Origin of the sequence: Micromonospora chalcea, assembly GCF_002926165.1 — a bacterium.
GTDB classification, from domain to species: Bacteria; Actinomycetota; Actinomycetes; order Mycobacteriales; family Micromonosporaceae; genus Micromonospora; species Micromonospora chalcea.
Window position 1 is genome coordinate 25,846 of sequence record NZ_MAGP01000106.1, and the last position, 21,700, is coordinate 47,545.

Annotated in this window: 22 protein-coding genes; 2 read left to right on the plus strand and 20 right to left on the minus strand. The window is 72.9% G+C overall.

Going from position 1 to position 21,700, the window contains the following annotated elements; translation table 11 throughout:
- Nucleotides 1-7 precede the first annotated feature (7 nt).
- Genes BAW75_RS12615 through BAW75_RS12625 form a run of 3 tightly spaced genes read right to left on the minus strand, consistent with a single transcriptional unit; the run spans nucleotide 8 to nucleotide 2,865 of the window.
- On the minus strand, nucleotides 8-856 hold the full coding sequence (locus BAW75_RS12615; RefSeq protein ID WP_043324788.1) for an amidohydrolase family protein: 849 nt from the start codon (nucleotides 854-856) through the stop codon (nucleotides 8-10).
- A gap of 18 nt (nucleotides 857-874) precedes the next feature.
- Complete coding sequence (locus BAW75_RS12620) at nucleotides 875-1,705, minus strand: SDR family NAD(P)-dependent oxidoreductase (RefSeq protein WP_051610999.1); 831 nt, start codon at nucleotides 1,703-1,705, stop codon at nucleotides 875-877.
- Nucleotides 1,702-2,865 (minus strand): acyl-CoA dehydrogenase family protein, encoded by a 1,164-nt coding sequence (locus BAW75_RS12625; RefSeq protein WP_208635239.1) that lies wholly within the window; start codon nucleotides 2,863-2,865, stop codon nucleotides 1,702-1,704. The genes BAW75_RS12620 and BAW75_RS12625 overlap by 4 nt, the downstream gene beginning before the upstream one ends.
- Nucleotides 2,866-2,998: 133 nt before the next feature.
- Here BAW75_RS12625 and BAW75_RS12630 point away from each other — a divergent pair, with 133 nt between their 5' ends.
- Nucleotides 2,999-3,667, plus strand: a complete 669-nt coding sequence (locus BAW75_RS12630) for a GntR family transcriptional regulator (RefSeq protein WP_051611001.1) — start codon at nucleotides 2,999-3,001, stop codon at nucleotides 3,665-3,667.
- Between the two features lie 11 nt (nucleotides 3,668-3,678).
- Here BAW75_RS12630 and BAW75_RS12635 read toward each other — a convergent pair whose 3' ends face one another.
- From BAW75_RS12635 to BAW75_RS12645, 3 genes are read right to left on the minus strand one after another with little or no spacing between them, the layout of a single operon-like run.
- On the minus strand, nucleotides 3,679-4,323 hold the full coding sequence (locus BAW75_RS12635) for a carboxymuconolactone decarboxylase family protein (protein ID WP_167435561.1): 645 nt from the start codon (nucleotides 4,321-4,323) through the stop codon (nucleotides 3,679-3,681).
- The gene (locus BAW75_RS12640) at nucleotides 4,313-4,759 is read right to left on the minus strand and encodes an acyl-CoA thioesterase (protein ID WP_104113705.1); all 447 of its coding nucleotides are present in this window, start codon (nucleotides 4,757-4,759) and stop codon (nucleotides 4,313-4,315) included. The genes BAW75_RS12635 and BAW75_RS12640 overlap by 11 nt, the downstream gene beginning before the upstream one ends.
- A complete protein-coding gene (locus BAW75_RS12645) occupies nucleotides 4,752-5,924 on the minus strand; it encodes an acyl-CoA dehydrogenase family protein (RefSeq protein WP_104113706.1) in 1,173 nt (390 codons plus the stop codon). Before BAW75_RS12645 ends, BAW75_RS12640 begins: the two co-directional genes overlap by 8 nt.
- Nucleotides 5,925-5,980: 56 nt before the next feature.
- Between BAW75_RS12645 and BAW75_RS12650 the strand changes: the two genes are divergently transcribed.
- A complete protein-coding gene (locus BAW75_RS12650; RefSeq protein ID WP_051611005.1) occupies nucleotides 5,981-6,916 on the plus strand; it encodes an LLM class flavin-dependent oxidoreductase in 936 nt (311 codons plus the stop codon).
- A 4-nt stretch (nucleotides 6,917-6,920) separates the two neighbouring features.
- Here the strand turns inward: BAW75_RS12650 and BAW75_RS12655 are convergent, their stop codons facing one another.
- From BAW75_RS12655 to BAW75_RS12720, 14 genes are all read right to left on the minus strand, one after another.
- Complete coding sequence (locus tag BAW75_RS12655) at nucleotides 6,921-7,541, minus strand: maleylpyruvate isomerase family mycothiol-dependent enzyme (RefSeq protein ID WP_043324791.1); 621 nt, start codon at nucleotides 7,539-7,541, stop codon at nucleotides 6,921-6,923.
- Between the two features lie 10 nt (nucleotides 7,542-7,551).
- Nucleotides 7,552-8,892 carry a hypothetical protein gene (locus BAW75_RS12660; RefSeq protein ID WP_043324792.1) on the minus strand — a complete coding sequence of 447 codons (1,341 nt, stop codon included), beginning with the start codon at nucleotides 8,890-8,892 and terminating at the stop codon, nucleotides 7,552-7,554.
- Nucleotides 8,889-10,559 carry an AMP-binding protein gene (locus BAW75_RS12665; protein WP_104113707.1) on the minus strand — a complete coding sequence of 557 codons (1,671 nt, stop codon included), beginning with the start codon at nucleotides 10,557-10,559 and terminating at the stop codon, nucleotides 8,889-8,891. The genes BAW75_RS12660 and BAW75_RS12665 overlap by 4 nt, the downstream gene beginning before the upstream one ends.
- Nucleotides 10,550-11,284 (minus strand): SDR family NAD(P)-dependent oxidoreductase, encoded by a 735-nt coding sequence (locus BAW75_RS12670; protein WP_104113708.1) that lies wholly within the window; start codon nucleotides 11,282-11,284, stop codon nucleotides 10,550-10,552. The genes BAW75_RS12665 and BAW75_RS12670 overlap by 10 nt, the downstream gene beginning before the upstream one ends.
- Nucleotides 11,284-12,018 (minus strand): ABC transporter ATP-binding protein, encoded by a 735-nt coding sequence (locus BAW75_RS12675; RefSeq protein WP_104113709.1) that lies wholly within the window; start codon nucleotides 12,016-12,018, stop codon nucleotides 11,284-11,286. The genes BAW75_RS12670 and BAW75_RS12675 overlap by 1 nt, the downstream gene beginning before the upstream one ends.
- On the minus strand, nucleotides 12,015-13,913 hold the full coding sequence (locus tag BAW75_RS12680; RefSeq protein ID WP_104113710.1) for a branched-chain amino acid ABC transporter ATP-binding protein/permease: 1,899 nt from the start codon (nucleotides 13,911-13,913) through the stop codon (nucleotides 12,015-12,017). The genes BAW75_RS12675 and BAW75_RS12680 overlap by 4 nt, the downstream gene beginning before the upstream one ends.
- A gap of 4 nt (nucleotides 13,914-13,917) precedes the next feature.
- Nucleotides 13,918-14,784 carry a branched-chain amino acid ABC transporter permease gene (locus tag BAW75_RS12685; protein WP_051611011.1) on the minus strand — a complete coding sequence of 289 codons (867 nt, stop codon included), beginning with the start codon at nucleotides 14,782-14,784 and terminating at the stop codon, nucleotides 13,918-13,920.
- Between the two features lie 60 nt (nucleotides 14,785-14,844).
- Nucleotides 14,845-16,083: an ABC transporter substrate-binding protein gene (locus BAW75_RS12690; protein ID WP_043324795.1), complete on the minus strand. Its 1,239-nt coding sequence runs from the start codon at nucleotides 16,081-16,083 to the stop codon at nucleotides 14,845-14,847.
- Between the two features lie 189 nt (nucleotides 16,084-16,272).
- Nucleotides 16,273-17,415, minus strand: a complete 1,143-nt coding sequence (locus tag BAW75_RS12695; RefSeq protein ID WP_104113711.1) for a CaiB/BaiF CoA transferase family protein — start codon at nucleotides 17,413-17,415, stop codon at nucleotides 16,273-16,275.
- 13 nt (nucleotides 17,416-17,428) lie between these two features.
- Entirely contained in the window at nucleotides 17,429-18,181 is a 753-nt protein-coding gene (locus tag BAW75_RS12700) for an SDR family NAD(P)-dependent oxidoreductase (RefSeq protein ID WP_043324798.1), read from the minus strand.
- On the minus strand, nucleotides 18,178-19,335 hold the full coding sequence (locus BAW75_RS12705) for an acyl-CoA dehydrogenase family protein (protein WP_104113712.1): 1,158 nt from the start codon (nucleotides 19,333-19,335) through the stop codon (nucleotides 18,178-18,180). Before BAW75_RS12705 ends, BAW75_RS12700 begins: the two co-directional genes overlap by 4 nt.
- A gap of 5 nt (nucleotides 19,336-19,340) precedes the next feature.
- Nucleotides 19,341-20,090 (minus strand): SDR family NAD(P)-dependent oxidoreductase, encoded by a 750-nt coding sequence (locus tag BAW75_RS12710; protein WP_043324799.1) that lies wholly within the window; start codon nucleotides 20,088-20,090, stop codon nucleotides 19,341-19,343.
- A 12-nt stretch (nucleotides 20,091-20,102) separates the two neighbouring features.
- Complete coding sequence (locus BAW75_RS12715) at nucleotides 20,103-20,891, minus strand: enoyl-CoA hydratase-related protein (RefSeq protein WP_043324800.1); 789 nt, start codon at nucleotides 20,889-20,891, stop codon at nucleotides 20,103-20,105.
- A complete protein-coding gene (locus BAW75_RS12720; RefSeq protein WP_104113713.1) occupies nucleotides 20,888-21,682 on the minus strand; it encodes an enoyl-CoA hydratase/isomerase family protein in 795 nt (264 codons plus the stop codon). Before BAW75_RS12720 ends, BAW75_RS12715 begins: the two co-directional genes overlap by 4 nt.
- Nucleotides 21,683-21,700 lie beyond the last annotated feature (18 nt).

The window sequence follows — 21,700 nt, forward strand, 5'->3', positions numbered from 1 at the left end:
CCCTCCCTCAGCTCCGGTCCAGGCCGAACACCTTCCAGGCGTTGTCGCGCAGGAACATCCGCTCGACATCGGCCGGAAGATCAAGGGTGGACACCTCGCCGACCGCGCGGTCGTAGCGAAGAGCCGGGTAGTCGGTGCCGAACAGCACCTTGTGCGGCGCCCGGCGCTTGAGGAACCGGACGAACCGGTCCGGGTAGCGGGTGGGCGCGTGGGCCGACGTGTCGACGTACACGTTGTCGTGCTTCCAGGCGAGCATGCCCATCTCCTCCTCCCACGGCCACCCGATGTGCGCGCCGACGATGGTCAGTTCGGGGAACGTGAGCGCCACCTCGTCGAGGTAGATCGGCCGGCCGGGCTCCGACGGCAGCAGCGGCCCGGTGTGCCCCACCTGGATGGTGACGGAGACGCCGAGCTCGCAGGCCTTGGCGTAGATGGGGTACCACAGCTTGCTGTTCGGCGGGTTGTCGTAGCCGTACGCGTACGGGCACACCTTCACGTTGACGAAGCCGTAGTCGCGTACCCATGTCTGCATCTCCCGCAGCGCGGCCATCGGCCGGCGCGGATCGACGGCCAGGCTGCCGCGGAACCGCGTCGGGTACTTCTCGACGCAGGCGGCGACCTCCTCGTTGCTGATCTTCACATCGTCGGCCTCGCGGATGGCGGACAGCACGGCCATCTCGACGCCCCACCGGTCCATCTCCTCGACCTGCTCGTCGATCGACCAGCCGCCGAAGCCGGATGCGCCGAACAGCGCCATTCCGTGGGTCCGTTTGGGATCGGAGTTCCACCGGTCGGAGATCGGCGGGTGGCAGGGCATCGCCCAGGCGTCCACGATGCCGTACGGGCGTTCGCTCATCTGTGCTCCTCTCGTTGCCTACACCGCCGCGCCGAAGCGCAGCGACAGTCCTCCGTCGACGACGAGCAGGGCGCCGGTGACGTACCGGGCCTCCTCGCTCGCCAGGAACAGCGCAGCGTGGGCGACGTCCCACGCGTCACCCATGGCGCCGGTCGGGCAGCGCCGGGCCCGGCGCGCGCGCAGGACCGCCGGGTCGGCGTCCGGCTGGCCGGCGTACACGGTCGGCGTGTCCACCAGACCCACCACGACGGCGTTGCAGCGGACACCGGTGGCCGCGTGCTCGGCGGCGACAGCGCGGGTGAGGTGGTTGAGCCCGGCCTTGCTGACCCCGTACGCGGTCAGCCGGTCGCCGGTCGCGCCGAGCGAGGCGACCGACGAGATGTTGACGATCGAACCGCCGCCCTGCTCGCGCATGTGCGGAACGACGGCCCGCGTGGTGAGGTACGCGGAGGTGAGGTTGATCCGGTGGACCAGGTCCCACTGCCGCGGCTCGGTGTCCTCGACACCCGCGACGACGCCGACGCCGACGTTGTTGAGCAGCACGTCGACCCGCCCGTACCGGCGCAGGCACGCCTCCACCAGCGCGGCGACTCCGTCGGGGCGGGACACGTCGGCGGTGAACGGCTCGCACTCGCCGCCTTCGGCCCGTACGATCGCGGCCGTCTGCTCGGCCGCGTCGGCGCGCCGGTCGACGGCGAGGACACGGGCGCCGGCCCGGGCGAACAGCACGCTGGCCGCCTTCCCGTTGCCCCATCCGCCGCCGAGCGATCCGGCCCCGGTGACGACGGCGACGCGGTCGCGCAGCCGCCCGGTGACGTCGCCTCGCGCTTCGGGGGCCGGCGTGGTCATCGGGCGACGTCCGGGAAGTAGGAACGCGCGATGATCATCCGCTGGATCTGGTTGGTGCCCTCGTAGATCTGGTTGATCTTGGCGTCGCGCATGAACATCTCGACCGGGAAGTCGGTGACGTAGCCGTAGCCGCCGTGCACCTGGACGGCGTCGGTCGTGACCGCCATCGCCATGTCGCTCGCGTACGTCTTGGCGATCGAGGCCAGCCGGGCGGCGTCCGGATGGCCGTCGACGTAGGCCTGCGCCGCGTCGTAGACCAGCGACCGGGCGGCGTGCAACGGGATCGCCATGTCGGCGATGAGGAACTGCATGCCCTGGAACGCGGCGATCGGCCGCCCGAACTGCCGCCGCTCGCCGGCGTACCGGACGGCCGCGTCGAACGCGCCCTCGGCGATGCCGAGCGCGAGGGCGGCGACGACGATGCGGCCCTCGTCGAAGCCCTGCATCAGCAGGGGGAAGCCACCGTTCTCCGGCCCGAGCAGGTGGTCGGCCGGCACCCGGACGTCGGCGAAGACCATCTCGGCGGTCGCCGAGGCGTGCAGGCCCATCTTCTCCTCGAACCGCACCGCCTCGACCCCGGGCCGGTCGGCCTCGACGTAGAAGGCGGACACGCCGCGCGGCCCGGGACCGCCGGTCCGGGCGACGACGACGTAGAAGTCGGCGTGGCCGCCGTTGGTGATGAACCGCTTGCTGCCGTTGATCACCCACTCGTCGCCGTCGCGCCGCGCGGTGGTCGCCACGCCGCCGAGGTCCGACCCGGCTTCGGGTTCGGTGGCCGCGACCGCGCCGAGCCGGTCGCCGGATGCCACGTCCCGCAGCACGCCGGGGAGCCAGGCCGGCGCGTCGGGCCGGTCGGCCGCCCGCACCATCACCTTGGTCGGGAACCAGGTCGCGGTCAGCACGGTGGACGCGCTCGGGTAGACCTTGGAGATCTCCTCGAGGACGACGACCTCGGCCCGGACGTCGGTGTCGACGCCGCCGAACCGCTCGGGCACCACGAGCCCGGTGAAGCCGGCGCCGGCCAGGATCTTGCGCAGCTCCGGTGAGAACGTGCGGCCGCGCTCGAGTTCGGGTACGAGCGGCGCGATCCGCTCCGTCGCGACGTCGCGGGCGACCGCCGCGAGGTCCCGTAGCTCCGTTGGCAACATGTCGAAGAACACGCGTGGATCCCTTTCAGCTCAAGCGCCGGTATACGGGATATTGGAAGGGACGGGATGACCGCGACTCCGGACGCGGTGCGGCAAAATGGCAGTAAGCGGCGGAAACGAACAAACCAGCCGCAGAGGAGGACCTGTGAGTCTGACGTCGGAACGGCTCGACCGCACGCCGCTCGGCCAGCGGATCGCCGACGCGCTGCGGCACGACATCCTGTTCGGGCGACTCGCGCCCGGCACCAAGCTGGCCCAGACACAGGTGTGCGAGCGGTTCGGCACCAGCCGGATGCCGGTCCGCGACGCCCTGCGGCAGCTGACGTACGAAGGATTCCTGACCGGCGACGGCGGCGGGCACAGCGTCGTGGCGCCCCTGCGCCGGCACGACATCGAGGACAGCTTCCTCATCGAGGGCCAGCTGCACGGCATCGCCACGCGGCGGGTCGCCGAGCGGGCCGACCCGGCCCACCTGGCCGAGCTGGCCGAGCGCCACGCACAGATGTGCGGCGCCGCCGAGGACGCCCAGCTGGCCGCCGATCTGAACTGGCACCTGCACCGGCGGATCAACCAGATGGCGCAGTCGCGCCGGCTGATCGTCGCGCTGCGGGCCCTTGCGGTCACGATTCCGCGCGACCTGCTCCTGGAGTTCCCGCAGTGGATCGACCGGGCCAACGACGAGCACGCGCAGATCATCGCGGCGGTCGCGGCGGGTCGCGGCGAGCAGGCCGCCGGCCTGATGCGCGACCACGTGGCCGAGGCCGGCCGCGACCTCGTCCGCTACCTGGAGAAGAAGGGCGTCGACCTGACCTGATCCGGCGGCGGTCATGGCGCCGCCGCGAGTTCGTCGGCGACGAGCAGGCAGCCGTGCAGCCCGATGCCGCACGCCAGCGCGACGGCCTCGGCGACCTGCCCCGGTGTGGCGCCCAGGTCCAGGGCGGCCCGGATGTGCTCGCGGACGACATCCGCGTCGGCGAGGGTGACCGCCGCCGCGACGGCGACCGCGATCAGCTCCCGGTCGACGGCCGGCAGCCCCGCCGCCCCGCCCGCGTCGACCACCTCGGTGTGGGCCGAGGCGAGCGCGGCGTCGACCGGCGGCAGCCCGACCTCGCCGTCCGCGGCCGGGCCGGCGAGGTCGGCGAGGATCGGCAACGCCAGCGTCGCGGCCCGGATGCCGACCGAGCCGGCCACCGCCGCCGCGTGCATGACGTGCGCGCGCGGGGCGCCGGCGCGCAGCGCGCCGGCGACGTGCATGCGCACCCCGGCCGGATAGAGGTGACCCGGCGCCGCACTCAGCGCCACGCAGATCAGTTCCTTGAGCGCCACCGGCAGCTCCCGGCCGCGCCACGGCACGGCCGCCAGGCGCAGGTACGCCTCCAGCACCTGTGGCGCCTCGACCGCGATCGCGTCGAAGGCCGGTGTCCACCGTCCGCCCAGGTAGCGGTCGGCCAGGGTGCGGTCAGCCGGCATCGGCCACCACCCCGCCGCACAGCGCCTCGCGCAGCCAGTCCGGCATCGGGGCCGCCCGCAGCCGGCCACCATCGAGCCGCGACCACACGTGCACCGTGCGTACGCGCACCGCCTCGCGCCGGTCGGGCCGGCGGAATCCGGTCGAGCACAGCGTGAACGAGCTGCGCCCCACCGGCCCGGACCGCAGCTCCAGGTCGACCCGGTCGTCGAGACCGACCGGCGCGAGGTAGTCGGCGTTCGCGCTCACCGTGGCCGTCGCCTCGCCGACCCGCAGCAGGCCGCTCAGCGGATGGCCGATCGCGTCCAGCCAGCCGGTGTAGACCTGCTCGTGCCAGGCCAGCGGGGCCGGGTAGTAGATGACACCAGCCTGATCGACGTCGCGCATCGGCACCCGCAGCCCGAGGCGGGCGAGCAGCGGCGCGACGCCATCAGTCACGGCCCATCCCCAGTGTCCGGGCCACCCGGTTGCGCACGAGTTCCTCGGTGATCCGCTCGAGCCGGAAGGCGCGCAGGTCCCGCCACACGTGCTCGACCCCACCCCAGCGGGTGAAGCCGATGCCGCCCATCAGCTGCACCGCTACGTCGGCGACCCGCTGCGCCGCGTCGACGCTGCGCGACTTCGCGACGTCCGCGCCGACCGTGACCGGCGCGCCGGCCGCCCACCGCCGCGCCATGGCGTACGCGTAGTGGCGGGCCGTCTCGAGGTCCATGACCGCGTCGGCGACCTGGTGCTGGAGCGCCTGGTAGCTGTCCACGCGGGTGCCGAACGCGGTGCGCCGGGCCGCGTAGGCCAGGCCGCGTCGCAGCGCGCCGTGCGCGGCGCCGACCACGATGGCCGGGATCAACAGCCGCTCCTCCACCAGCACCGTGCGCAGCGCCGCCTTGACCGCCGGACCGGTGAACGCGTGGTCGACGGCCACCCCGTCGAGGTCGACCTCGTACGTGCCGAACGAGGACGCGAAGCTGGGCGTCGGCACCCGGGACATCGACAGCCCGGGCGCGTCCGTACGCACGAGCGCGAATGCCAGTCCGCTCGTGCCGCCGGCCGGCGCCCCGGCCTCCCGGACCAGCAGGAAGAGATGGTCGGCCGAGGCCGCGGCGGTGCAGTAGCGCTTGCGTCCGCTGACCCGCCCGTCGTCCAGGGTGGTGTCCAGCGCGCCGAACAGGTCGGATCCACCGCCCGGCTCGGTGACCCCGAACGCGAAGCGCCGGCGGCCGGCGGCCAGCCCGGGCAGCAGCTCCTTGCGGGTGGGCTCGTCGGCCAGCGCGGCCAGCAGCGGCGCGGCGAAGCAGTTGGAGATGCCCCAGACCCAGGCCAGCACCCCGACCCGCTCGGCCAGCACCTCGGCGATGCGCATCTTCGCCACGATGTCGGCCGGTTCACCGCCGTACTCCTCGGCGATCCCGACCCGGTGCAGGTCGTGCTCCGCGACCCAGTCCCACAGGTCGGCGGGAAACTCGGTGCGGGCGGCCAGGTCGGCAGCTGTCTCGTCGTCGATCCGGGCGACGAGTTCCCGGGCGCGGTTCACCGCGTCGTGCTCAGGTCCGTCGAGCGGCTCGAGGACCTGCTCGGCGGGGGCCGCGGACGGTACGAGGGTCATGAGGGCCTCCGTCGGTCGATGAGACGGCTCCTAGCGGTCGACATACTGTATCCCGTATGCTGTTTTTGCTGAAGGGGGTCGTCATGGTGAACGTCGGATGCTTCCTGCCCACCTACTCCGCGAGCGGTCCGATCGAGCCCGCATCGGTGCTCGACATGGCCCGTGACGCGGAGGAGCTCGGCCTCGACCATGTCTGGGTCGGCGACCACTACCTCTGGAACGTCGGCATGCTCTCGCCCCTGCCGGCGCTCGCCGCGGTCGCCGCGGTGACCCGGCGGGTCCGCCTCGGCACCGGCGTCTACCTGCTGAACCTGCGTCATCCGGCGCTGACCGCGAAGGACGTCGCGACAGTCGACGTGCTCTCCGGCGGCCGGCTGGTGCTGGGCGCGGGCATCGGCGGCGACAACCCCGAGGAATACCGGGCCCTCGGCGTGGACCCCGGCCGGCGGGCCCGCCGCTTCGAGGAGACGGCCGCCGCCGTCCGGGGCCTGCTGGCCGGCAGCGGCGAGCCGTACCAGGGGCGCATCGTCGACCTGCCGGCGTTCACGATGGAGCCGCTGCCGGTGCAGCAACCTGTGCCGCTGTGGCTCGGCGGGCGCGCGTCCGCCGTCGTCGAGCGCGCGGCCCGGGGCGCCGAGGGCTGGTTCCCGGTGTGGGTCAGCGCCGGCCGCTTCCAGGCGGCCACGGACACCGTGGGCACGATCCGCGGCGACCTCTCCGGCTTCGCGTTCGCGCTGAATCTCTTCACCACCATCGCCGACACCCGCGAGGCGGCCCGCGACGCCGTGTCCAACCACCTTGCCACGGCGTACGGGCTGCCGTTCGACAGCTTCGAGCGGTACAGCGCCTACGGCACCGCCGACGACATCCGCGAGTACCTGGCTCCGTACGTCGAGGCCGGCATGACCGATGTCGTGTTCAACATCGCCGGGCCGGACCCGCGCGGGCAGCTGCGCCGGCTCGCGGCCGAGGTCGTGCCGGCGCTGCGCTGACCGGTCAGCCGAACACCGGAAAGATGTCCGGCGCCCGCCGGCCGGTGGCCACCTCGATGAGGGCGAGCGGCGGCGCCATGCCGGTCAGGAAGCGCACCGTGTGCTCGGTCGCCCCGTCCGGCAGGTCCGGTTCGCGGCCCAGCGCCGCCGCGAGGTCGAGCAGGTGGACGGTGGCCTCCACGAGCCGGACGACGGTCGCTGCCCGCACCGTCGTGGTGCCCCGGCGGAAGTACTCGACCGTCTGGTCCGGCTCGGCCGCGGCCAGCGCCACCGCCGCGGGGCCGTCCTCGGCCAGCCGCCGCACCAGCTCCGCGGTACCGGCCGCGCGGGCGTCCGCCACCGCCGCGTCCGCGTTGCGGGCAGCGAGGTCCGCCGCGACGTGCTCGTCCGGCTTGAGGGCGCGCAGCAGGGCCACCGCGTCGCCGTGCTCCGGCGGACCCTCGGCCCGGCGCCGCCGCACCAGCGCCGCCAGCCCGCCGACACCCTGCGAGACGTGGGCGTAGAGCGCGGCCACGTCCCACCCGGCGCAGCGCGTCGGTGCCGTCCACCGTTCCTCGTCGAGATCCGCGCCCCAGGCGCCCCAGACCCGCCACAGGTCCCCGAGGACCTCCGTCTCCGTGCGCATGCGACTCCTCTCAGGTCACTGCCGCGAACAGGCCGATCGCGGCGCCGCCGGCGCCCAGCAGCGCCAGGCCGAACGGGAGATTCCAGCGCAGCCCGATGTGGACGGCACTGCGCCCACTCAGCGCCGACACCAGCAGGGTCAGGCCACTGAGCGGGGACAACACGAAGGCCGCCATCGTGCCCACCAGCGCTGCCGCCGCGACCAGCGCCGGCCACGCGCCCGTGCCCAGCGGGGCGAGCACCGTCGTCACCACGATGAGGGTGGTCAGCGGGTACAGCCCGGCCAGCCCCAGCACGGTGATGGCCAGCGCGCCACCGGCCAGCAGCGCCCACGCGGGCAGCCCGGCGGCGTCGAGCAGCCGGCCGACCGCTCCGTCGGCCGTCCACCGGCCGGCCGCGGCGACCACGAAGCCACCGGCGCCGAAGAGCAGGAACTGCTCGCGCCAGGAGCCGGCCTCCGAGCGCGCCAGGGCCACGGCGCGGGCCGGCAGGCGGGTCCCGCGTTCCCAGAGCGGCACGACGAGCAGGACCGCCGTCATCGTCGCGGCCGGATGGCTGAGCGGCGTAACCATCTCCAGCACGACGAGCACCACCACGACACAGCCGATCATCGCCGCGAACCCCGCGGCAAGCCGTCCTCGCTCCGGTCGCGGCGCGGGCAGCGCCCGGGCCCGCGGCACCGGCCCGAGCGGCACCAGCATCGCGGCGACCAGGCCCAGCGCCAGCGCGTACGGCAGGAAGCCGGTCCAGGTCAGGCCGGTGAGCGTGAGCACCACGGCCAGCGGTGGCGACAGCGGCGTCACCAGGTTGGCCGCTATGAACGCGCGGCACACGACTCCGGCCGAGCCCGCCTCGTCGGCGGCGGAGTCCATCGCCCGCACCGACCGGTACGCCAGGGCGACCCCGCCGAACGACAGCGCCAGCGAGAGCAGGTAGGTCAGCGTGGCCGCGGACCAGACCGCGCGGGTCCGGCGCAGCCGCACGAGGGTGACCTCGGCGATCGCCGTGTGGTAGCCGCGACGCAGCATCGGCAGTTCCAGCAGCCGTACCACGGCGACGAACGAGAAGACGCCGCACATCGTCGCGAACGCGGCCGACACGTCCGACCAGCGGGCGCCCGCCACCAGGCAGAGCGCGGCGCCGGCGAGCATCATGGCGAGCACCGTGCGGCGTACCGGCGGGCGCAGCGTGGGCCAGGCCGTCGCGGCGACGACCACCACTCCGGCGACGAGCAGCGGCGCCGTGTAGGGCCGCGCGGCCGGCACGACCAGGGTGCCGACGCCGGCGGCCGCGCTCAGCCACAGGACGGCGTCGGGCACCCCCAGCCGCGGCGCGACGCCGGCTCGGGTCATGCCCGGCCGGACGACGCCGAATCGGCAGTGAGCCGCTGCCGCAGCACGTTCTTCTGGATCTTCCCGGTGGGGGTGGCCGGCAGGGCCTCGATCACCTCGAGCCGCTCCGGCCACTTCTGCCGGGTGACCCCCATCTCGTCGAGGAACGCGGAGATCTGCGCCAGGGTCAGCTCCGCGCCGCCCCGGGTGACCACGAAGGCGCAGGCCCGCTCGCCGAGCCGCTGGTCGGGTACGGCCACGACGGCCGCCGCCTGGACCAGCGGATGGGCGGCGAGCAGGTTCTCGACCTCCAGCGCGCTGATCTTCACGCCACCGCGGTTGACGATGTCCTTCATGCGGTCGACGTACAGCACGTAGCCGTCCTCGTCGACGGTGCAGAGGTCGCCGCTGTAGTAGCGGCCGGACTCGTCGCGGGCCTCCGCCGTGGCTTCCGGGCTGCCGTAGTAGCCGAGGAACACGTGCGGCCCGGCGGTGGAGTACTCGCCGACCTCACCCACCGGCACGGGTGTCGCGCGGTCGGCCGGGTCCACGATCGTGACGTCGATGCCGTCGAACGGACGGCCGTCGCGGCCGGTCACCTTCTCCCACGGGTCGTCTGGGAAGTTGAGCGTGTGCAGCGGCGCCTCGGACTGGCCGAAGACCCGCAGCAACAGGCAACCCAGCTCCGAGCGGGCCCGCTCGACGAGCGCCGGCGCCACCCGCGCGCCGCCGGAGACGAAGTAGCGGAACGACGACAGGTCGTACGAGGAGAGGTTGTCCTGCTCGACGAGGTCGCCGATGAACGGGGTGGCGCTCACCGTGAAGGTGGCCCGCTCCCGGCTGATCATCTCCAGCGCGCGCTGCGGATCCCACTGGTCCTGCAGCACGAGTTTGGCCCCGCACAACAGCGAGTCGTAGACGCCGAACAGCAGGCCGGTGGCGTGCGCGATGGGACTCGGCATCCAGATCGGCGTCTCCGGGCCGAGGCCGAGCGCGCCGGCGATCATCGTGGGCGGCGACAGGTCGGTGTTGTGCGTGTGCACGACGCCCTTGGGCAGCCCGGTGGTGCCCGAGGTGAAGCTCACCTTGGACACCTGGTCCGGGTGGGGCCGCAGGTGGGCGAAGGCGCCGGGGGCCGGCGCCCGTTCGGCCAGGAACCGCTCGTACGGCACCATGCCCTCGCCGGCCTCGCCGAGCACGATGACGGTGCGCAGGTCGGGCGCCTGCGAGCGCAGCCGCTGCGCCATCGCGACGAAGTCGAACCGGCGGTGCGTGTCCGGCACGATGTACGCCCGGGCGCCGGTGGTGCGCAGCATGTACGCGACGTCGTGCTCCCGGTAGATGGACATCATGGTGAGCGCGCGCAGACCGGCCCGCTGGATCGCGAGGTAGATCTCCACGAACTCGATCCGGTTGGGCATCTGCACGGCCACGAACTCACCCGGCCGAAGCCCGGCGTCCACGAACGCCGCGGCGAGCCGGTCGACGCGGTCGGCGAGGGCGGCCCAGGTGATCCGCCCGTTCTCGTCGACCACCGCGGTCCGGTCCGGGCGCTGTCTCCGGTGCCGGTCGAGGAAGTCGACGATCAACTGGTCCCGCCACTGCCCGGACGCCTTGAACGCGGCGATCCGCTCGAGGGTGTACACGTCACTGGCCGAGGTGATGACACCCGGTACGGTCACAGACATCCGAAGAACCCTCCTGACACGTGGATCACCTCGCCGGTGACGTACCGGCCGTCGTCCCCGGCGAGGAACGCCACGGCCCTGGCCACGTCGACCGGATCACCGAAGTCGGCGAGCGGGATCCGCTCGCGGTAGCGCGCCTGGACGTCGGCCGGGATCCGCTCCATCACCGAGGTGCGGATGACGCCGGGCGCGACGGCGTTGACGGTGACCGCCGGGCCGAGTTCGAGCGCGCAGCTGCGCGTGAACGCGACGACACCCGCCTTGGCAGCGGCGTAGTCGGCCTGGCCGGACGCCCCGTCCTTGGCCACCGAGGAGATGTTGACGATCCGGCCGTGGCCGCGCTCGCGCATGTGCCGGCCGAACAGCTGGGTGAGGTTGAACGTGCCGCGCAGGTTCAGCCGCATGGCCTCGTCGAACCGGTCCAGCGGGATGTCGAGCACGTCCTCGTACATCCGGCCGCGGTAGCCGCCGACCACGTTGACCAGCACGTCGACCCGGCCGAAGGCGGCGAGCGCCGCCGTGGCCAGCGCCTCGGCCTCGGCCCGGTCGGTGACGTCGCACCGGTACGGGTGCGCCGCCCGGCCGTGCGCGGTCAACCGGTCCCCGGCCTCGGCGAGCCGGCGGCCGGAGATGTCGGCCAGTACCAGTGCGTGCCCGCGTGCGCCGAGTTCCGCCGCGATGGCGCCGCCCATCGCCCCGGCCGCGCCGGTCACCACCGCGACCATCAGACCGGTCCTTTCTCGACCGCGTCACCGAGGTAGGCGGCCCGGATCCGGTCGTCGGCGAGCAGTTCCGCCGGCGGGCCGGACGCCTCGATCACGCCGGTGTTCAGCACGTAGGCGTGGTCGGTGACGCGCAGCGCCTGGTGCGCGTTCTGCTCGGCGATCAGCACCGCGGCGCCTTCCGAACGCGCGACGTCGGCGACGATGTCGAAGACGTGCCGCATGGTGCGCGGCGCCAGCCCGGCCGACGGCTCGTCGAGCATCAGCACCGTCGGCCGGGGCATCAGCGCCCGGGCGATGGCCAGCATCTGCTGCTCGCCGCCGGACAGGCTGCCCGCGGTCTGCCCGGCGCGCTCGCGCAGCCGCGGGAAGAACTCGAACAGCTCCTCCATCCGGGCCGGGATGTCACGACGGCGCATGGTGAAGCCGCCGAGACGCAGGTTGTCCCGCACCGACATGTCCGCGAACAGCTCGCGCCCCTGGGGTACGTAGGCCAGCCGCTCGGCGACGATGCGGTGCGGCGGGAAGCCGCTGACCCGCTTTCCGCCCAGCCGTACCTCGCCGCCGCGCAGCGGCAGCAGACCGGCGACGCCGCGGACCGTGGTGGTCTTGCCCGCGCCGTTGGGGCCGAGGACGGAGACGATCCGCCCCGCGTCCAGGCGCAGCGACAACTCGTGGACGACGACGATCTTGCCGTAGCCGAGAGTCACGCGATCGAGTTCGAGCAGCGCTGTCATGACTCCACCTCGCCCAGGTAGGCGGCCACCACCGCGGGGTCGCTCTGCGCCCGCTGTGGTGAGCCGTCGAAGATGACCCGGCCGTGGTCGAGCACCGTGACCGAGTCCGACAGGCCCATCACGAACCGCATGTTGTGCTCGATCAGCAGCACCGTGACCCCGGCGGCACGGATCCGGCGTACGTCGTCCATCAGCGCGGCCGCCTCGCCCGCGGTGAGGCCGGACGCCGGCTCGTCGAGCATGAGCAGCCGCGGCTCGGCGACCACCCCCAGGCCGATCTCCAGTCGTCGCTGCACGCCGAGCGGCAGGCTCTCGGCCGGGGTGTCCGCGTAGCGTTCCAGGCCCAGCGTCGCCAGCGCCGCCCGCGCGGCGTCGCGGGCCCGCCGCTCCTCCGCCCGGGCGGACGGCAGGCGCAGCCCGGTCCGCCACAGTCCGCAGACGTCGCGGTGGTGCCGCCCGACGAGCACGTTCTCCAGCGCGGTCATCGAACGGAACATCTCCACGTTCTGGAACGTGCGGGCCAGCCCGGCGCCGACCACCTGGTGCGGGCGCAGCCGGAGCATGTCCCGGCCGGCGAACGTGACCGACCCCTCGTGCACGGGGTAGACCCGGGTCAGGACGTTGAACAAGGTGGTCTTGCCGGCGCCGTTGGGGCCGATCAGCCCCTTGATCTCGCCGTCACGTACCCGCAGGTCGACACCCTCGAGCGCGATCAGCCCGCCGAAGCGCACGGTGACGCCGCCGGCGGTCAGCATCGGCTCCCCCACCGGACCGCCGGTGAGCGCGGGCCGCTCGGCCGGCGGCGCCGGCCGGTCGCGGACCGCGGTCACCGCGCCGGCGGTGACGGCGGCGTCGGGCGGCGGCGCGCCGGAGCGGCGGCGCCGCACCCACGCGGCGGTCCGGCTCACCCCGGAGGCGAGTCCGCCCCGCAGGAAGATCAGGACCAGCAGGAGTACGACGTAGAACACGAGCAGCGAGTGCTCACGGAACGGGGTCAGGAACTCCGGCGCGAGGACGAGGAGCGTCGCGCCGAGCGGCGGGCCGACGAGCGTGCCGAGCCCACCGAAGAGCACCATGGTGAGCTGCTTGACCGACTCCCACAGGTTGAACGCGGCCGGGTCGAGGAATCCGACGGTGATGGCGAACATCGCGCCGGCCAGGCCCGCGTATGCGGCGCTCACCCCGAAGGCGAGCGTCTTGTACCGGGCCACGTCGACGCCGAACACGGACGCGGCGATCTCCTTGTCCCGGATCGCCCGCCACGCCCGCCCGACCCGGGAACGCACCACGTTGCGGACGAAGAGCAGGCTGAGCAGCGCGGCGACGAGGACGAGGTAGTACAGGTTGCGGTCGGCGAGCGGGAACACCCCGACCACTGCGGGCGGTACGGCGATGCCGCGTGGCCCGTTGGTGACCGATTCCCAGTTGAAGATGACGCTCTGCACGATGAGCTGGAACGCCAGCGTGGCCAGGGCCAGGTAGTGCCCCGCGATGCGCAGCGCCGGCAGGCCGACCACGTAGCCGAGCAGGGTCGCGAGCAGGACGCCGGCCAGCGCGGCGAGCGGGAACGGCAGCTCCCACCGTCCCATCAGGACGGCTGTGGTGTAGGCGCCGACCCCCATGAACGCCGCGTGCGAGATGGAGATCTGCCCGGAGAAGCCCATCACGACGTTGAGGCCGACCACGGCAATGACGTAGACGAGGACCACTGTGGCCAGATAGGTCCGGAACGGTGGTAGCAGCAGCGGGAGCGCCAGCAGGACGATTCCGACGAGGAGCCATGCCGCGGCCCGGGCTGCGCGTGGCAGACGGCCGTCGCCGGCCTTCTGCGGCGCCGGCCCCGGGATGGTGGCCGCCGGGGCCTTCTCGGTGCTGCCTGCGGTCTGGTTGCTCATCCGCTCAGACCCTCCGGACCACGCGGCGGCCGAGCAGGCCGGCCGGCCGCACCCACATGACGACGAGCAGCAGGCCGTAGACGACCACGTCGACGGCTGCCTGGTTGAGGTAGACTTGGGTGAAGGTCTCGATCGCGGCCACCGCGACGCCGCCCATCACCGCGCCTTCGAGGCTGTCCAGGCCGCCGAGCGCCGCCGCGACGAATCCCTTGACCAGCAGCAGGCCGATCTCCGGTGAGACGTCTGTCGACGGGGCGATCAGGACGGCGGCGACAGCGCTCACCGCGCCGGCGAGAGCCCAGGTGACCATCAGGGCCCGGCTCAGGTTGATGCCGACGATCTGGGCGCCGACCCGGTTCTGCGCGACCGCCTCCAGCGCGCGCCCGTACGTGGTGTAGCGGAAGAACAGCAGCAGCGCGGTCACCACGACGACCGTCGCGCCGAGCACCCACAGGTTCTGCGGTGTGATGCGTACGCCGAGGACCTCGACCGGGTCGCGGGACAGCACCGGCGGGAACGGGAAGTGGTTGGACTGGTAGCGCAGGACGGCGAGCTCGCGCAGCAGCCCGCCGACCGCGAGGCTCGCGACGACGAACGTCCACGGTGAGGCGCTCATGATCCGGCGGAACACCGCGCGGTCGATGACCAGCCCCATCAGCGCGCCGCCCAGCGGCGCCAGGATCAGCACCAGGTAGAGGGGCAGGCCGGCGGTCAGCAGGGCGAGCGCGATGTACGCGCCGGCGAGCACCCAGTCGCCGGCCCCGAAGTTGACCAGGTCGGAGGACTTGAAGACCAGTACGAGACCCAGCGCCACGAGCGCATAGATCGCGCCGAGCGTGAGCGAGTTGACAAGCAGTTGGATGACTGTCACATCAGTACCTCGCTTGCGCCGCGGGCCCGGCCGGTGCGGCCGGGCCCGGGAGGGGTTGAGTCAGGAGCCGGAGACCTTGCCGGCGATCTGGGCGAGGCCGGCGTCGTCCACCGGTACCGCCTTGCCGCCCTGGATCCGCATCCAGACCAGGTCGACGAAGCACTCGTGGCGTTCGTTGGCGCAGCTGACGTTGGGGCTGATCGGCGTCGGCCTGGCGTCCTTGACGGCGGCGAGCGCCTCGATGAACTTCTCCGCCGTGAGGTCCTTGCCGGCCTCCTCCAGCGCGCTCTTGAGCAGATAGGCAGCGGTGTAGGAGAAGTTGTCGGCGTGGTTGGGCCGTCCGGTCGGCGCCGACGGGTACTCGGCCTTGTACTTCTGCAGGAACTCGCCCTGCGCGCCGGTGGTGTCGGTGAGGAACTGCGGCTCGTACCAGTTGAACAGCCAGTCCTCGGCGGCCGCCTCGTTGCCCGTCCAGACGGTGGCGTTGGCCTGGCCCGCGTCGCCGACGAACTGGGCCTTCAGCCCCAGCTCGCGAGCCTGCCGCAGGATGATCTTCGCGGCCGGGAACAGGCCACAGTTGACGACGACCTGCGGGTTGGCGTTACGGATCGCCACGAGCTGGCCGGTGAAGTCGTTGCCGGCGGCCGGGTACGTCTCGTTGGCGACCACCTGCAGGCCGCTCTTGCCCTGCAGCTCGGTCGCGACCTGGGCGCACAGCGTGCGGCCCCACTCGCCGTCCTCGTGCAGGATCGCAACCCGGGTGGCCTTGAGGTTGTCCGCGACCATGTCGGCGATGCTGGGCGCGACCCACTTGGTGGAGACGGCCTCGCCGTGGAACATGTTGTCGACCTCGGGGGTCTTGCGGGCGGCCTCGCTGCCGGAGAAGCCGTTGTAGACCGGCAGTCCGCTCTGCCGCAGCTGGTCGGCGACCGCGAGGAAGGTCGTGCTGCCCGTGCCGGCGTACACCATGAACGGCTTGTCCTGCTGGATGATGCGCCGCGCGACCTGCTGGGCCTGCGCGACCTGGAACGCGTCGTCGTGGAACTCGAACCGGATCTTCCGGCCGTGCACACCGCCCGCGGCGTTGATCTCCTTGACCGCGAGGGCGAAGCCGTCGCGGTTGCCGAGGCCGACCCAGCTGGCCGGACCGGTAATGGGGCCGAATCCCTGGATGTAGATCTCCGTGTCGGTGACGCCCTGTGTGCTGACCTGCGTGCCGCCGCCCTCACTCGAGGTGGTTGTGCAACCCGCAAGCGCCAACGCCAACAGGGCGATCGCCGTAACCGACTTTCGCACCATGAGCTGCCTCCAAACTGTGGCCGCGACGGCGGACGACGCGGAAGGCGTCGGGTGAAGCCGTCGCTCGCCAGGCCGGCTCCGAAGGTCACCGGGCGGAAGAGCACCAGCTCATCGCCCTGTCGGCCGGACTCGTCGCCTCAACCGGGCTGCCTCAGGAGCATAGGAAAAACGGTATCCAGTGTCCAGTATTCAGTTTTCCTCGACCGTGCCGATCGACCGAAGACGTGCCACGTCATCCGCCGTTCGGCCCAGCTCGACCAACACCTCGGCGGTGTGCTCGCCGACCCGCGGCGCCGGCCGTCCGGCCGAGAGCGGGGTACGGGACAGCCGCGGAGCCGGCGCCGGCTGCCACCGGCCCGCCGCCTCCTCGAACACCCCCCGGGCGACGTTGTGCGGATGGTGCGGCGCCTCGGCCAGCCGCAGCACCGGGCTGACGCAGGCGTCCCGCCCCGCGAACCGCCGCGCCCACTCGTCCCGGGTGGACGTCGCGAACCGCGCGGTCAGCGCGGACCGCAACGCCGGCCACCGGGTCCGGTCGTGCTGCGGCCACTCGGCCGGGTCCAGGCCGACGCCGTGCAGCATCTCCACGTAGAAGCGCGGCTCCAGCGCGCCCACCGCCACGAATCCGCCGTCAGCGGTCTGGTACGTGTCGTAGAAGGGGCACCCGCCGTCGCTGAGGTTGGCCTCCCGCTCGTCCGTCCACTCGCCCAGCCCGGTCAGGCCGAACACGAACGAGCCGAGCGACGCCGCTCCGTCCAGCACCGAGGCGTCGACCACCTGGCCCAGCCCGGTGTGCCGCCGGTCCAGCAGCGCGGCCAGCACGCCGATCGCCAGGAAGGCCCCGCCGCCACCGAAGTCACCGACGTAGCCGGGCAGCGGTGGAGGCGGGGCGTCCGCCCGGCCCATCCCGTGCAGCAGGCCGGCGACGGCGAGGAAGTTGAGGTCGTGACCGGCCGCGGTCGACAGTGGCCCGTCCTGGCCCCAGCCGGTCATCCGCGCGTAGACCAGGCGCGGGTTGCGGGTCAGGCACACCTGCGGCCCGAAGCCGAGCCGCTCGTCCACGCCCGGCCGGAAACCCTCGACCAGGACGTCGGCGCCGTCGGCGAGGTCGAGCAGGATCTGCAGGCCCGCGTCGTGCTTGAGGTTCACCGCCACCGACCGCCGGCCCCGCCAGCAGCCGGCCATGAGCCGGCCCAGATCCGCCGGATCCGACGGGGCCCGGTCGACCCGGACGACGTCGGCGCCGAGGTCGGCCAGGAGCATCACGCCGTACGGCGCGGGTCCCAGTCCGGCCAGCTCCACCACGCGGACACCCGTCAACGGTCCCGCCATCTCGCGTACCTCCTCAGCGTGCGGACATACCGCCGTCCAGGTAGACGACCTGCCCGGTCATGTAGCGGCTGGCGTCGGACGCCAGGTGGACCACAGTCGGCCCGATCTCCGCCGGGACGCCGAACCGGCGGGCCGGCACCCGCGCCAGCACGCGCTCGGCCACCCCCTCCTCCGCCAGCCGGTCCCGGTTGATGCCGGTCGGGAAGTAGCCGAGGGCGAGGCAGTTGACGCGGATGCCGTACCGGGCCCACTCCACCGCCCAGCCACGGGTGAGCTGGAAGACAGCGGCCTTGCTGGCGCCGTAGTGCGACAGTCCGGACGTTCCCGAGCGGCCCATCACCGACCCGATGTTGACCACCGCGCCGCCGCCCCGGTCGCGCATGTGCGCGGCGACCGCCCGGGCCGGCAGGAACGTGCCGATCACGTTCGTCTCCAGGACCCGGCGAAACTCCGCGACGTCGAGCTCCAGCGCCCTGTGCTCCGACGCGACGCCGGCGTTGTTGACCAGCACGTCGATGCGCCCGTACCGGTCCACCGCCGACCGGGTGAGGGCGTCCACCTGCGCCTCGTCGGTCACGTCGCAGACCACCGGCAGCGCCGAGGCGCCCACCGACTCGACCAGTGCGCACGTCTCGTCGAGCGCCGCGCGGTCGCGGCCGGCGGCCACCACGGCGGCGCCCGCCCCGGCCAGTGCCAGGGCGGCCTGCCGGCCGAGCCCGCGGCTGGCGCCGGTGACGACCGCAACCCGCCCCGACAGCGGCGTCATGCCGACCGCTTCGCGAGCTGCCGGGCCAGCACCAGCCGGTTGACGTCGTTGGTGCCGTCGTAGATCTGCGTGATCTTCGCGTCGCGCATGCACCGCTCGGCCTCGAACTCGCGCATGTAGCCGTAGCCGCCCATCAGCTGCACGGCGTCGCCGGCGACCCGCATCGCGACGTCGGAGCAGTAGACCTTCGCCGCGGCGGCCTCGACCGCCCGGTTCCCGTCCGGCGCCGCGTCGACGAACCGGGCGAGCCGCTGCACGAGCAGCCGGGCGGTGACCACGGCGATGTACATGTCGGCGAGCCGCAACTGCACGGCCTGGAACTCCCGCACCGGCCGGCCGAACTGCCGCCGCTGCCGGGTGAACCCGTCGGCGATGTCGTACGCGCGCTGCGCGATGCCCACCGCCTGGGCCGCGGTGCTGATCCGCGCGTCGGACAGCACGTGCACGGCCGTGTGGAAGCCGATCCCCTCGGGTCCGAGCCGGGCCGTCGCCGGCACACGCACCTCGTCGAACGCCAGCTCGACCGTGTTCGACGCGCGGATGCCCATCTTCGCCAGCGGCCGGCCCGGCCGTACTCCCGGTGAGCGCGCGTCGACGACGAAGACGCTGATCCCGTCGCGTCCCGGCGACGTACGGGCGAACAGCGTGATCAGGTCGGCGACGCCGCCGCTGGTGATGAACATCTTCCGGCCGGAGACGACGTACCCGTCGCCGTCGCGGACCGCCCGTGTCGCGAGGGCCGGCACGTCGGTGCCGGCCTCCAGCTCGGTGATGGCGATCGCGCCGAGCGCCCGCCCGGCGGCGAGGCCGGGCAGCCACCGGCGCTTCTGCTCGTCGTCGCCGACGGCCAGGATCGGCAGCATCGCGTGGGTCTGCGTGATGAACGCGGTGGTGGTGGCCGCGCAGGCCCGCGCCAGTTCCTCGGTGGTCAGGGCGTACTGGCGCATGGCGGCGCCCTGGCCGCCGTACCGCTCCGGGATCAGCAGCCCGAACAGCCCGGCCTCGCCGAGCAGCCGCATCGACGAGTGCGGGTACTCCTCCGCCTCGTCGATCCGCCGGGCCTCCCCGGCGATCCGCTCTCCCGCCAGCCGCCGGACCAGGTCGCGCAGTGCCCGGTCCTCGGCCGACAGCTCGATGTCGTCCATCGTGGACATGGCCGCTACGACGTCATGGTGAGGCCGCCGCTGACGCTCACCGTCTGGCCGGTGATGTACGAGGCGGCGTCCGAGGCCAGGAAGACCAACGCGTTGGCCTGCTCGACGGGCTCGCCCATGCGCTTGAGCGGCACCGCCCGCACCATCTTCTCGATCACCCGCTGGTCGGTCTGGGCCCGGATGAGCGGGGTGTCGGTGGGCCCGGGCGAGATCGCGTTGATCCGCAGCTGGTGCCGGGCGACCTCCCGGGCCAGCGACTTGACGAAGCCGATCACGCCGGCCTTGGCCGCCGCGTACACCGTCTCCCCCATGGTGCCGACCTTCCCGGCGTCGGAGCTGGTCAGCACGATCGAGCCGGAGCGCCGCTCGATCATGTGGTCGAGCACCGCCCGGCACAGGAAGATCGACCCCATCAGGTTGATGTCGATGATCCGGCGCCAGTACGCCTCGTCCTCGTCCACCAGGAACGTCGTGTCCGACCACCCGACCGTGCTGACCAGGATGTCGATGCGCCCGTACTCGGCCAGCACGTCGCGTACCAGGTCCTCGGTCTGGTCCCGGCGGGTGATGTCGACAGCGAACGCGGAGGACTTGGCGCCCGCCTCGACCAGCCGGGCCGCCGTGTCCTGCGCCCCGGCGAGATTGATGTCGGCGACCGCCACCGTGGCGCCGTTGGCGTGGAACACCTCGGCGGCCGATGCCCCGATGCCGCTGCCGGCGCCCACCACGAGCGCCACCTTGCCGTCACACCGCACCTGCGTCTCCCCTCACTTGCGGAACTTGCCGAACTGCGGCGGGCGCTTCTCCAGGAAGGCGCGGGTGCCCTCGTGGAACTCCTCGGTGCCGTGGATGAACGAGATCATCTGGTTGCCGTGCAGCACCGACGGCCACAACTGGTCGGACTCGTAGTTGAGCGAGATCTTCGCCACCCGCAGCGCCTGCGGGCTGAGCGTCAGCATCCGGTCGCACCACGCGCGTACCGTGGTGTCGAGTTCCTCGACCGGCACGACCTTGTTGATCAAGCCCATGTCGAGCGCCTCGCGCGCGGTGTACTGCTCGCAGAGGAAGATGATCTCGCGGGCCTTCTTCTCGCCCACCATCCGCGGCAGCAGTTGCGTGCCCCACCACACCGGCACCGAGCCCATCTTCGGCCCGGACTGCCCGAAGCGGGAGTCCTCGGAGGCGACAGTGAGGTCGCACAGCATCTGCAACTCGTTGCCGCCGCCGACGGCGAAGCCGCGCACCCGCGCGATGATCGGCTTGCCGCAGCCGCGCATGACCAGCGACAGGATCGTCGTACGGCGGGCCATCTGGATGGCGCCGGACTCGTCGGACGCCTCTTCCCAGTGGATGTCCCCGCCGGCGCAGAACGCCTTGTCCCCGGCGCCGGTCAGCACGATCACGCCCACCTCACGGTCGGCCTCCGCGGCCCGGAACGCGTCGATCAGCTCGTCGAGCGTCTCCGACCGGAAGGCGTTACGGCGCTCCGGCCGGTTGATGGTGATGGTCGCGACGTTGTCGGCGACCTCGTACAGGATGTCGCTGTAGCTGCTCATGCCTCTCCCTGGTTGCTGGGGAATCTCGGGGCCACACGTCGGTAGAAGGCGTCCAGGCCGGCCCGCGCGTCGGCGGAGGCCATGTGGGCCAGCGCGATCGGGCGTTCGGCGGCGAGGGCCGGGTCCAGGCCGAGTCCGGCGCCGGCGGCCAGCGCGCGTTTGATCGCCGCGCTGGCGAGCGGACTGCGGGTGGCCAGGAGGGCGGCCATCTCGCTCGCCCGGGCGACGACCCGGTCGGCCGGTACCGCCTCGTTGGCCAGGCCTGCCGCCACGGCGTCGGCCGCCGGGATCTCCTCACCGGACAGCAGCAGCCACCGGGCCCGCCGGTCACCGATCAGCCGGGGCAGGCGCTGGGCGCTGCCCCCGCCGGGGAAGAGCCCGTAGCGGGCGTGCTGGTCGCCGAGCCGGGCGTCGTCGGCGACGACCGCGACGTCGCACACCTGGAACAGCTCGAAGCCGCCGGCGAAGGCGATCCCGTGCACCGCCGCGACGGTGGGCCGGCTGCACGCCGCGACCGCGTCGAACGCGTCGTGCCAGTCCTGCATGAAGGCGGCGAACGCCGCCGGGTCACCGACGATGTCGCCGAGGGCGTGCATGTCGGCGCCGGCGCTGAACACCCGGCCGTTGCCGCGCACGACGACCGCCCGCACTCCCGGGTCGGCCTCGATCGTGGCGATGTGCTCGCGCAGCAGCCGCAACGTGGCCGGGTCGATCGCGTTCAGCCGGTCGGGACGGTTGAGCACCAGGTGGGCGACTCCGTCCGCGCGTTCCAGTAGCACTTCCTCGGGCATCAGTTCCTCCTCCGCGAG